This window comes from Paenibacillus sp. 1011MAR3C5, assembly GCF_003591485.1.
GTDB lineage: Bacteria > Bacillota > Bacilli > Paenibacillales > Paenibacillaceae > Pristimantibacillus.
The window spans coordinates 504,986-517,646 of sequence record NZ_QZCF01000003.1; the positions used below are offsets into that span (position 1 = coordinate 504,986).

General features: G+C 45.2%; 8 protein-coding genes. 5 read left to right on the plus strand and 3 right to left on the minus strand.

The genetic code is table 11. The features are described from left to right. Window positions 1-28 precede the first annotated feature (28 nt). A complete protein-coding gene (locus D3P07_RS12070) occupies window positions 29-2,329 on the plus strand; it encodes a glycoside hydrolase family 97 N-terminal domain-containing protein (RefSeq protein ID WP_119800470.1) in 2,301 nt (766 codons plus the stop codon). Between the two features lie 171 nt (window positions 2,330-2,500). On the opposite strand, the gene D3P07_RS12075 is transcribed toward D3P07_RS12070, so the two are convergent. The 3 genes from D3P07_RS12075 to D3P07_RS12085 all read right to left on the minus strand — a co-directional run bounded on the left by D3P07_RS12075 (window position 2,501) and on the right by D3P07_RS12085 (window position 6,404). Next, the gene (locus tag D3P07_RS12075) at window positions 2,501-2,953 is read right to left on the minus strand and encodes a HEAT repeat domain-containing protein (RefSeq protein WP_119800471.1); all 453 of its coding nucleotides are present in this window, start codon (window positions 2,951-2,953) and stop codon (window positions 2,501-2,503) included. 128 nt (window positions 2,954-3,081) lie between these two features. Further along, window positions 3,082-4,824, minus strand: a complete 1,743-nt coding sequence (locus D3P07_RS12080; protein ID WP_119800472.1) for a sensor histidine kinase — start codon at window positions 4,822-4,824, stop codon at window positions 3,082-3,084. Next, the gene (locus D3P07_RS12085; protein ID WP_182914282.1) at window positions 4,821-6,404 is read right to left on the minus strand and encodes a response regulator transcription factor; all 1,584 of its coding nucleotides are present in this window, start codon (window positions 6,402-6,404) and stop codon (window positions 4,821-4,823) included. The genes D3P07_RS12080 and D3P07_RS12085 overlap by 4 nt, the downstream gene beginning before the upstream one ends. A gap of 283 nt (window positions 6,405-6,687) precedes the next feature. On the opposite strand from D3P07_RS12085, the gene D3P07_RS12090 reads away from it, so the two are divergent. The 4 genes from D3P07_RS12090 (at window position 6,688) to D3P07_RS12105 (ending at window position 12,661) form a co-directional block, all read left to right on the plus strand. Next, window positions 6,688-7,656, plus strand: a complete 969-nt coding sequence (locus tag D3P07_RS12090; RefSeq protein ID WP_119800474.1) for an ABC transporter permease — start codon at window positions 6,688-6,690, stop codon at window positions 7,654-7,656. Between the two features lie 35 nt (window positions 7,657-7,691). Next, window positions 7,692-8,624: a carbohydrate ABC transporter permease gene (locus D3P07_RS12095; protein ID WP_119800475.1), complete on the plus strand. Its 933-nt coding sequence runs from the start codon at window positions 7,692-7,694 to the stop codon at window positions 8,622-8,624. 146 nt (window positions 8,625-8,770) lie between these two features. Further along, on the plus strand, window positions 8,771-10,384 hold the full coding sequence (locus tag D3P07_RS12100) for an extracellular solute-binding protein (RefSeq protein ID WP_119800476.1): 1,614 nt from the start codon (window positions 8,771-8,773) through the stop codon (window positions 10,382-10,384). Window positions 10,385-10,561: 177 nt separating this feature from the next. After that, on the plus strand, window positions 10,562-12,661 hold the full coding sequence (locus tag D3P07_RS12105) for an alpha-galactosidase (RefSeq protein ID WP_119800477.1): 2,100 nt from the start codon (window positions 10,562-10,564) through the stop codon (window positions 12,659-12,661).

A 12,661-nucleotide genomic window follows, 5' to 3' on the forward strand; every position in this document is an offset into this window, starting at 1 on the left:
TTGAGCGATTATTAAAGGAGGAAAAAGAATGTCATTTAAGAAAGCAGTAAGTCTCATATTGGTATTGACTATGATTTTTACGTTTGTTCCTTCAGCTTTTGCCATTGATACCGGAACGCAGTACGCCACATCCTCGCCTGATGGCACACTTACGGCGACTATGTACTTGGAAGGCGGGCAATTGTACTACAGCGTTACAAAAAATGGGGCGACAATCGTTGATAAATCACGCTTGGGCTTAAAGACCACCGATACGGATTTCTACTCGGGAATGTCATTCGTATCCACCAGTACAACTTCGTGGAACAATACCTATTCTATACCGGGCGGCAAAAAAAGTGTAAACCAAGATAACGCGGTACAAAGGGAATATGCCGTCTCGAAGGGCTCGGCTCAGCTTATCATATACATGACGGTATATGATGACGGATTCGGCTTCAGATACGCTATTCCGGGGATGGGAGAGGCTTTCATCCAGAAGGAATATACGGAATACAATTTCCCTAACGGAACAGGCGGATGGGGTCACCCGCCAGTCAATACTTACGAGGGGACTTGGCAGTATTACAGTCCCACAACGTTAGATACCAGTACGATTTCCATGCCTTTCTTGGCGTCGATTAACAACAACTCTTATTGGGCTTTATTCACCGAAGCGAATGTATTTAACGCTGATGGAACTTATTGCCCATCAATTCTCACTGGGAGCGCAGGACAGAACATGAGATTTTCCTGCGGAGCCGACCAAGCTTTGTATGGTACACAGATTCAGGTTGCTCTGCCATTCCAGAGTCCTTACCGGGCAGTGATCGTCACTGATAATCTGAATGATCTAGTGAATTCAACTCTGGTGCAGAACCTGAATCCGGAGTCGAAAATCGCGGACACTAGCTGGATCAAACCGGGTATCTCAGCATGGTCTTGGTGGAGCGAGGACTATTACGGCGACCCTAATGTTCCTGAGGGCTATCGTGAAGTGCCTTATTCCTTCGAGCGCCAAAAGGAGTATGTGGATTTCGCAGCTTCCATGGGATGGGAATATGTCACCGTTGACGCCGGATGGGTGAAGTGGACCGACGGTACGATCGAGGATCTAGTCCAATACGCCGAGACAAAGGATGTGGGCATATTCATATGGGCAAGTCCGTATGTCCATACCCCATATGGCGCGAGCAGGATGAATCTGCGGAAATGGGCGAGCTGGGGCATTAAAGGAGTAAAGGTGGACATGACGGCCAATGAGTCGCAGGTCGGGATGAGCTTCCTGGAGTCGGTAGCCGATTATGCGGCCGAGCTTAAGCTTATGGTATACTATCACAACTCCACAAAACCGGGCGGGGAAGAACGTACTTGGCCTAATGTCATAAGCTCGGAAGGGGTGCTTGGCTCCGAACGCTATAAGCTGTATTGGCCGCCGGCTCCAACCGCTGTTCATAATACTACGCTTCCGTTCACAAGAAACGTGCTTGGCTCCATGGACTACACGCCTGTTGCTCTTAGCAACACGAACAAAAATACAACACAGGGCCACCAATTGGCGATGGCTGTTGTGTATGAATCCAAAATTCAAAACTATGCCGACTCCATAGACATATACGCCAACTGGAAAGGCACGGAGCTTCTGCGGGTTGTGCCTGCCTCATGGGATGAGACCAAGCTCCTTGACGGTTTCCCGGGGAGTCACGCTGTTATGGCAAGGAAAAGTGGTTCGGATTGGTATATCGGGGCGATGACCGTCGGCGCGAGGACCATCACGATTCCCCTTTCAAGCTTGAACCTTGAGCCCGGCGACTACACGGCTTATGTGTATAAGGACGGAGCGACAGGAGAATCCATAAGTAAAGAAATAAGCACAGTGACAGCCTCTTCAACGCTGACGATTCCTCTTCTAGCAACCGGAGGAGCCGCGGTACTGATTTCAAAAACTACCGTACCTAGTATGCCGGATGATCCTTATACTTACTATGAAGCGGAAAGCGCTGCTCTTGCCGGTTCTGCTTCTGTTGTAAGCTGCGTCAACTGCTCGAACGGCAATAAAGTGGGTAACCTGGGCAATAATTCAGGCACGGTGGAATTCAATGTGACCGTGCCAACAGCGGGTACTTACAAGTTCAAGCTGAACTATCTGGCAGCCGATGAGAGGTGGATCAACTACAGTCTGAATGGCGGTGCTAACACATTGCTCAAGTTAAGGCTGGATTCAGGAAGCTGGAATGTTGTTCGAAGCTATATTACATCCATGAATTTGAACGCGGGCACCAATACAATTAAGCTCTCCTATTCCAGTTATGCGCCTGATATCGACAACATTGGCATTCTGATCCCGTAGGCAACTGAACAAAGGGGTCCAATAGGCCCCGAAAATAAAAAAAGCTGGACGAGAAAACGTAAAGTTTTCCGTCCAGCCTTTTTGGGTGCCTGCTTTTGCAGGCATGCAGCGAGGCGAAGGCCCCCCCATTATTTTCCGCAGGCTTTGGGCTAATATCCCCCGACTTGGCGGTTATCTTCTAGCTGGCGTCTCCCAGATTTCACGAAGCCAGGAGTCGAACTGGGCACCTTTGTTGCCCTCGTAAGTATCATAAATATCTAGACGTGTCTTTTGCAGTTTTTCCTTAAATTGCTCGAAGGTGTGATCTTCAGGAAGGCTTTTCTTAATCCGCAGCAATATTTTGTTCAAGCCTTTAAACAGCTCGCCCTTATTTTTGGCAGGCATTTGCACATCTTCACCCAACTGCTTCAGGTTGCGATATGCGGCTTCGCGCACCTGGAACACTTGATCACCTGTCAAAACATACTGCAGCAGCTTAATGGTAGGGGCTGTATCCCAGTTCCCCAATTCGTTCACAGCATCCAGTCTTTCTCTCCAGCTTCCCGTCCGATTGGCCGCTCGTTTGAGCTCCTCGAAGTTCTCCGGCAGTTCGCTAACTGCTCCAACATCATGGTTGTTTGTCAAGTTCAATCTCCTTAATCATCGCCATCTCGGCAGAATGATGAATGTAATGGGTATGAACACCATTATAGCACGAACCAGACTATCCTACTCCTATGAAGCCGATTGACCAGCCTGCAAATCACATTTGCTTAATCATGTTGCTGCAAAGGCAGTATGATGGTGATTTTTGTGCCTAATCCAGCTTGACTTTGAATGGTTACACCGTAGTTTTGTCCGTAAGCAAGCTGCACACGTTCATGAACGTTTTTGATTCCATATCCTGCTTTCGATTCAGTGGATAACAATGTTTCTACTTGTTCAGAAGACATGCCGCAGCCGTCATCCTCTACCTCAAGGAAGAGCGCTGGAACACCAGCGTGCGTGGATTGGTAAATACGGATGAAGATCTCGAGACATTGTTGATCATCATAGATGGCATGATTAATGACATTTTCGACAAAAGGCTGTAATAGCAATTTTAACGTTTCATGCTTACACAAGCTCTCGTCAACTTCCCAGCGTTCAATAAAGCTATCCTCAAAGCGCATATGCTGAATGGCAAGATAGTGCTTGGTAAGGGCGATTTCTTTTTCCAGCGTAATATATTGATGCCCCATATTTAGTGATGTTTGATAGAATCTTGCGAGATGGTTTAACATTTTGCTTACTTCAATATCATCGTTTTGGATGGCCAGAGAGGAAATACCCGACAGCGTATTATACAGAAAGTGTGGATTGATCTGGCTTTGCAAGGCATAAAGCTCCGCATCGCGCTTGGCAATTTCCTTGACATACAGCTTATCAATCATATCTTTGAGACGTGTGCTCATCTTGTTGAAAGCCGCATTTAATTGCCCAATTTCATCCTTGCTGGAATCCGTAAGCATGACGGTGAAATTCCCTTTTTCTACTTGTGCCGCTTGACGGTTTAATTTTCGCAGGCGGAGCGAAAGGTATTTGGCAATGACAATGATCATTAAGATGGATAAGACAATACTAAAGAGCGCAATGACAACAATTTGCATAGCGGTCTGACGAGATGAACTCATGATTTCGTCTATCGGTGTGAGAGAGACAGTCTTCCAACCATGTGGCATGGTGTTATACACCAGCAAATGGGGATGTCCGTCTATAGTGACGACTTCTTGATTGATGGACAGCTCGGGGCCGATGGCCTCGCTGAATGACAGGTTTAGAAGCGATTTATCAGATGCTGAGATGATTTGATTTTTTTCATTGAGCAAATAGACACTTTTGTTCTGCTCTTCTTTTTCGATTAACTTGTAGAGTAATTCTTCATTAAGACCGATCGTCACCATTCCGTAAAAATGGCTTTGTGCGTTAAAGTTGAGAATACGCCCAAGATAGATCACGTTGTTCCCGGTTTTGTCTTGAATCACGTTGCTGAATATATTGTTGCCGTAGGTTTGTTGTAATTGAGTTAAGTACTCAAGGGGTAAATTTTCAAGCGTGATATGTTTGAGAAACAGACCATCCTCCGGAAGCGATTTGTTGTCTACATAAAGGTTGATGCTGGCAATGTTGTTGTTCGCAGTAAGCAAGCTGTATAAGAGTCCATCGATATACCGGTAGGCTTCGACAAAAGAATAGTCTCTTGTGTAATTTTGCGTAAGATAGGCTTGTAAATTTTCATCTGTATAGATTAGAGATGAAATCTGGCGAAGATTATTCAAGTGAGCGTTGACATTACTGTTGATTTGCTGGTTGCTGCTAGACATATTCTCATAAGTCAATTCGAGCAGCCGCTGCTCCGTACGATCATAGAAGAACACCGTAATAAAGATAAGAGGAATGATCGTGACGGTAAGAAATATGACCAGCAGCTTCTGCAGCAACGACGAATTGTTGAACAGCTTCTTCAATGTCTTCATGTTCGTGGTCTCTTTTTCGCGTGTGTACGGTATTGGTTAGGGGTAAGACCCGTGCGCTTGAAAAAGACAGAGCCGAAATACGAGGGGCTTTCATAGCCGACTTGCTTGGCAATCTCATGAATTCTAATATTTGTTTCCTGCAGCATGAGACAAGCTTGCTCCATCCGGATCTGAGTTACATATTCGAGTAATGTTTTTCCGGTAACATCCTTGAATATCGTTCGCAGATAGTTGGGTGACAGGAAGATGAGCTCAGCAAGCACATCAATCGAAATCACCTGACCATAATTTTTTTGTATGATATTGCATACTTCGTTGACAATCTCGATATGTCGATCGACGGGGGATGCTTCCAGCTCGTCCATCATAATGCTCAGTAATTGCCGCATGTGTGTCTTCATAGATTGCATGCTTTCCATCAGGGAAAGGCGCTCGAAGAATTTGGCATCCTTTTCGAATATTTCTTGTAATTGACGGTTATTAGCCGCAACCGCAGACAGCACCGCATTAAAGACGGAAACGCTTTCTACAAAAACTTGACTGATATTTCCGGGCGGCAGACCGCCATCGTAATAGTCATAGAGCCATTCTTCAACTTGGTCTCTGCGTTTTTGCTGCACGGCGGCAATCAAGTGCTCTGTTTTGGGAAATGGTTCCTTGCGCAATGCGGCATGCATGTTCTCCCAGTCGTCATGGATCAGTCCTGTGCCATGAACAGCAACCAGTTGATTGCGTGTTTGCAGCATCTTGGGCCATTGTTTGGTAAAGGAGAGCAGGGATTGCGGGTGGTCTGTCAGGAACAGGGATATCCAACGCTGCGCATTCGGGGACTGATTACGCCAATTTGTAAACACGGTGCGATCGGATTCCTTTGTGACGAAAATCCATTGGCCATCGCGCAATTTGGTCAGCACACCGGGAGCAAAGCTTGGCAATCCAGCGATGAAAAATTCTAATCTTTCTACAGTGGAGAAATCACCGGAAGGCGCGTCGAATACAAGCGGATTCTCAGCGAGCAGGCTGTATTCGTCAATACTGATAAATACATAATAAAAGGTCTTATTGTCCGCAGGCAGATGCAAATGGTGGTTGTATACGGTAGTAACCTCATCTGCTAAGCCAGAGAGCAGATTACCCCCGATTTGAAGCAGCTCACGCAGGTATTCTCCCGACGTTAATAAGGTGGAATTGAATCGATTCTTCTGCTCTTCACAACGTTGCCGAACCATCCTCATCGTGGCAGCCAGCTCTTCGTGGTCAACCGGCTTCAGCAAATAGCCGCAGGCACCATGCTGCAGTGCGGCACAAGCATAATCAAATTCATTGTATCCGCTTAGAAAAACAATTTGAATGTTAGGGAAGCGAGTATGAACTTGTTTGCAGAGCTCAATGCCGTCCATGACAGGCATTTTCACGTCGGTAATGAGAATATCCGGTTGCAGGGCTTCTATTTTGTTCAATGCATCTCGTCCGTTGCTGGCAGTGGCAACGACACGGCAGGACATTTGTTCCCAATCTATATAATTTGCAAGAGTGTCTAAAGTGAGCCGTTCGTCATCGACTAAAATAATAGTGTACATAGATCCTCCTTGCATATCGTTAGATGTTAGAACAGAGTATAAGTTTGAATGTAGGTAATGTCAATTGATCGGGAATCAATGAATACGTTGCAAGTCGGACCCCTGATTTTGTCTGTTTTGTTTTTATAATGCTTACATTAACACATGCTTTCGACCAAAACACATGATATGGTGAAAGGTCGTTTTTTTGTGATAGAAATCGGAAAATCGTGATATAGCGATACCATATAAGTTTCTATATGATGAATTCATAAACTTAAATTGGAGATAAGGAGGCGGGAGAATGGTAGTTGAGATGGATAGAAGCAACAAGAAAATTCCGTTTCTTAAACATCCTACTATTAAAAAAATGGTTCGACAGCGATACTTTTATTTGCTTCTAATTCCGGGAGTTGTATGGGCAGCATTGTTCGCTTACGCTCCTATGGTTGGTTTGTACATGGCATTTGTAGATTATCAGCCGACTTTAGGGGATTTCTGGGGCTCGCTTTTTAAAGCGGACTTTGTGGGATTGCAGTGGTTCCAATACTTCTTCTCAGGGCAAGATTTTTGGATCGTGATGCGCAATACTCTGGTATCAAGTGTGTTAACACTGTCGATAGGGTTTATTCTTCCTATCATAATCGCAATCATGCTGAATGAAGCAAGAATAACCTGGTTCAAACGGACGGTCCAAACAGCCTCCTATTTGCCATTTTTTATTTCATGGGTTGTTGCTGCAAGTATTGTGATTACATTGTTGTCTGCTGAGGGACCTGTCAATCAGCTGCTGATGAAAATCGGATTTATAGAACAAGGTATTTTGTTTATGCAGGAAGGCAAGATGTTCTGGATCATTATAGCCCTCTCGAATGCTTGGAAGGATATGGGCTACAATTCCATCATGTATATGGCTGCCATCGCTGCCATTCCAACGGAGTTGTTCGAAGCTGCGAAAGTGGACGGTGCCAATCGCTTGAAGCAAATCTGGCACATATTACTGCCGATGCTGCGGCCTACCATTATTATTCTGTTGATTTTGAACATCGGCAACTTGATGAATACCGGGTTTGATCAATATTTCTTACTAGGTAATTCACTGAACAGATCCTATTCGGATGTCATTGACACCTATGCGTTCCGTTATGGCATACAGAATGGCATGTTCTCCTATGCAGCTGCTGTAAGCATGTTCAAATCAGTCATAGCGTTTATTCTGGTGATCACGGTCAACCAAATATCTAAAAAAATGGGCCAAACGCATCTGTTCTAACCATTTGTGCATACGGCTGGGAGAGGAATGAAAAAATGAATAATGAAGTTGCACCCACAGTCGCTAGAAGCAAGTGGTCACAGCGCTATACGCTGGCAACCATTACGGGGAATATGATCATTTATGGATTTTTATTGTTATTGTTCATCGTTACATTCTTTCCGTTCTGGCATATTTTCATATTGTCCCTGAATGATGCTTCTGACCCGACTTATGGACAATTTATGCTATGGCCAACCGAATTCAGCCTGGACAGTTACAAAACGGTTTTGAAGGATGCAGAAATTTTGAATTCCATCGGAGTGACGGTCGCTCGAACGGTAATTGGAGTGCCTCTTACGCTGGCTTGCATTTCCATGCTGGCTTACTCGCTAAGTAAAAGAGAACTGGTAGGCTGGCGTGGCATTAATTTGTTTTTTGTATTTACGATGTATTTCAGCGGCGGATTGATTCCGACTTACATGGTCATTCGCAGCTTGAATCTGATCGACAGCTTCTGGGTTTTTATTTTCCCCGGGATTATGAGTATATTTTGGATGATATTAGTTCGCACCTACATGGAGGGCTTGCCCAAAGAAATGGAGGAAGCGGCACAACTAGAAGGTGCCAATGACATTCAGATTTTTCTTAAAGTCATTATACCGGTGTGTACTCCGGTACTGGCTACGATCACCTTGTTCTCAGCCATTGTTCATTGGAATGCGTGGTATGATTCTTACATTTATACCTATAATCCTGATTTGAAAACGTTATCAGCTGTGTTGGTGAAAATTCTGAATCAATTCCAGACCAATGACATGTTAAGTGCGGCACAGCAGCTTGCCAATGAACAGCGTAAGATGCCGGTATCCAGCGAGAGTATCCGTATGACAGTGACGATGGTAGCGACATTGCCCATCATTCTTATGTATCCATTGCTGCAAAAGTACCTCCTAAAAGGAATGCTTATTGGGGCAGTAAAAGGCTAAGCGTTACCAATTAAAGATTGTGCTTTCGCCCATATTCCGAATCTGACATCCGGTTCAGGTTATGGTTGAAATATAAATCCCCTGCATAAGCAGAGGGAAGCAAGTTGGAAGCCAAGAAGCTATTTCATTCATAGGAGGGTATCAGAATGAGAAAAAGAATCGTTATGGCCGCGCTGCTTGCATGCACTATGCTTATGAGCGCATGCAGTACCGGAGGCAAAAATGAGAACGTTCCCAAAGGGGGAGAAGAAAACGGTACAACGAAGAAGCCTATTACATTAACGTTGTTTGACAAAAATGTGGGTGATCCGTTTACTAACCCTGTTGCAAAAGAAATTACAGAACGCACAGGTGTATTTATTGAAATTCAGCAACCTACCGGTAATCCGGATGAGAAGCTGAACTTGATGTTAGTCAGCGGAGATTTGCCTGATATTGCTGTCATTGACAGACGTGAAGCAACCATGAACAAATACATTGCCGGTAAAGCATTGATTCCGCTGAATGATTTGATTGATGAGCACGCTCCGAATATCAAGGCGCGTTATGGTGATGTGCTTTCCAAAAGTGTCTATGAGGATGGCAAAAATTATTATTTGAACAACTGGTACGGCTTGGATCCAGATCCAAACTGGGCAATCAATATGCGTATGGATATCCTTGAAGAGTTCGGATATGGCGAGCGCGCATTGGCCGGAGATTCCTTTACACAGGATGAATTTTTGGACTTGCTGAGAAAATTTAAAGCTAAATATCCAACTGTAGACGGAAACCCTTCTATACCGATGACAGTGAACGCAGATCACATGCCTACTATCATTGGTTCATTCAAGGCGATGTATGGGATGAAAACTTATTATGAGAAAGATGGCCGTCTTGAGTTTATAGTAAGAGATCCGCGTTACCTAGAAATGATAAAGTTCATCAACACTCTTTATTCAGAAGGCTTGCTAGACCGTGAATGGGGCATCAATAAAGCTCAAAACTATGAGCAGAAGACGGTCAGCGGACGTGTATTTGCAACGGCAGGCGGTATCGTGAATGATGCCAACACGGCATTCCGCGCTCAACACGGCGAGGATACCAATCAACTGTTTTACGGGTTTAAAGTAACGGCACCAGGTGTTGATCCAGCAGAAACAACTTTTGGCCCTCGCAGCTCCTTGGGTTGGGACGGCATTGGTATTACAGTAGCGAATGAGCATCCGGTAGAAACGATCAAGTTTCTAGACTTCCTCGCAAGCGAAGAAGGTCAGTATTTGCTGATGTGGGGTAAGGAAGGCATGAACTGGAATATGGAGAACGGCGTTCATGTACCGACGCAAGAAGCGCTGGATTCCATTAGAGCTGATTGGCAAGAATTCTCAAAAACAACAGGCGCTCGCAAATGGACATGGATGGTTCGGAATGGATTGGGCGAAGACGGCACTCCTTATGACTTAATGTTCCGTTACAACAGAGATCATGTGAATGAACATGCACTGAAATCAATGGAAGGCTCCACTTGGGATACCGCGCTTTATGATGATCTAGGTCCAAAGGGAGGCTCGCCCGACGCATTGAGTGAGCAAAAAATCAAGGATATTATCGACAATAGCTTCTCCTCTATGGTCTATGCAAACTCACAGGGTGAAATTGACGGCATGTATGCAAAAATGATTGCTGAGCTAGAAGCCAATAATGCAGTAAAGATTGAAGATATTTATACAGCTAACTACAAGGTTCGTATGGATTTGTACAACGCTGCCGAAAAGAAGTAAGCATCTAGCAATCCAAGAAAGCATTGCTATTATTACGGGGCAGAGTGCGACAAGTTGTACCCTGCCCCGTGTGTTATATGGCATGAGTATCACCGTGAAGCTTCAGCTTTTGCCACTAGAGGACGGCAGCAACGCTTACGCTTGAGCATATAAATTCGTTTTCTAAGGAGACATAAGATGGCTATCATCATAGGAAAAAACAATGTTTTTTTGTTAAACACAAGAAACTGCTCGTATAGCTTTAGTGTAGATCAGGAAGGGCTCTTGCGTCATCTATATTGGGGTGCACGCATAGATGCGATTGAGGATTTCAAGAATGAGCCCTATGTATGGGAGCAAGGCTTTCATCCCCTCAATGATGTTAAGCGAGAAGAATGCTCCTCTTTTGGAACCATGCGGTTCAAAGAAACTTCTTTCAAAGTAACGTTTGCCGATGGTGTGAGAGATTTTCGTTATCGTTATGTGGGGCATACGATTGACAATGACGAACTCACCGTGACCCTGGAGGACACGGTGTATCCGCTTCAAATGTCCCTGCACTACAAGGTATATGAAGATGTAGATATCATTGAAAAGCGTCGCACAGTACAAAACAGTGGCAGCGAAGTCGTTACCGTGGAGCGTCTGCATTCGGGAGAATGTTCGTTGCCTGGGGCAGGCTGGAATCTGAAAAACTTTAACGGCATGTGGAATTCTGACTTTGATGCTTACGAGCAAAAAATAACGGGCGGAAAAACGGTGTTGGAAAGTCTGCGCGGCGCTACGGGTCATGTAGCGAATCCGAGCTTTGTTCTGCATCAAAATGCGGGAGAAACATACGGTGAGGTCTATTATGGCGCACTGGCATGGTCAGGAAATTTCAAAATCGTATTGGAGCAAACACCCTACGAATATTTAAATATTTTGGCGGGGATGAACGATACCGACTTTGAATGGCAATTGACAGGCGGGGAAGCTCTGGAAACACCGGCTCTCTATCTGGGGTATTCACCGGATGGATTTGACAGAATGTCGAATGCAATGGGCGAATTCTCCAGACGATATGTCATGCCAAAGCCTCTGGCAGATAAACCTCTTTCCGTTTTATATAACTCCTGGGAGGCCACCTACTTTGATGTGAACGAGCAGGGGCAGCTTCAGCTTATAGATAAGGCCGCACAGATAGGTGTGGAGCTGTTTGTTATGGATGATGGATGGTTCGGACAGCGCAGCGATGATCATGCGGGTTTGGGAGATTGGCGGATAAACACAACAAAGTTTCCAAACGGACTGGCACCGCTGACCCAAAAGCTGAAGAGCTGCGGCATGCAATTTGGTTTGTGGATTGAGCCCGAAATGGTAAACCCCGACAGTGAATTATATCGCGCTCATCCGGACTGGGTGTATCATTACGCAAGCCGTCCGGTGATGGAAGGGCGTTACCAGTATATGCTGGATCTGACAAGGCAAGATGTACAGGATTATATCATTGCAGAGATTGATCGGTTGCTTACGGAGAATGATATCTCCTATATCAAATGGGATATGAACAGAGGGATGAGCGAGGTTGCTTCTGCTGTACTGGATCGCAGTGAATTTAAAACGATTTGGTACCGGCATACGAAGGGGTTTTACCATATTATCCAATCATTAAGGGCGCTGCATCCCGAGGTAGAGTGGGAGGCTTGTGCAAGCGGCGGCGGCCGCGTGGATTATGGCGCTATGCCATACTTTGACGAATTCTGGCCAAGCGATAACACGGACCCTCTGGACCGATTGTCTATTCAGGAAGGGTATAGCTATCTATATCCAATCAAATATATGCGTGCCTGGGTGACGGATTCGGGGAAAAATGGCAAACGTGCCATGCCGCTGTTGTTCCGATTGCATATCTCCATGTGCGGTGCGCTTGGCATTGGACTTAATTTGAATGAGAGTACGGAAGAGGAAATGGAGCTTCTGAAAAAATATGTGGCGCTCTACAAAGAAGTCCGTTCCATTATACAGTTTGGGCAATTACACCGGTTGGCTTCGTTACAAAAGGACGGCTTGCAGGCCGTGCAATACGAGAATGGAGAAGAAAGCGTATTGTTTGCATTCCTGGATCATCCCTCTCGCTGGCGCACAGTATTTACGATTCGTCCAAGAGGGCTGGATGCGACAACAAGCTATCTGGTAGAGATAGAAGGGCAGCAACAGCAGCAGAGCTATTCAGGTGCGTTTTTGATGAACAACGGACTCACGATTACACTTAACCATGATTATGCAAGCTGTATGGTGCGTTTGTTGCCGGAATAA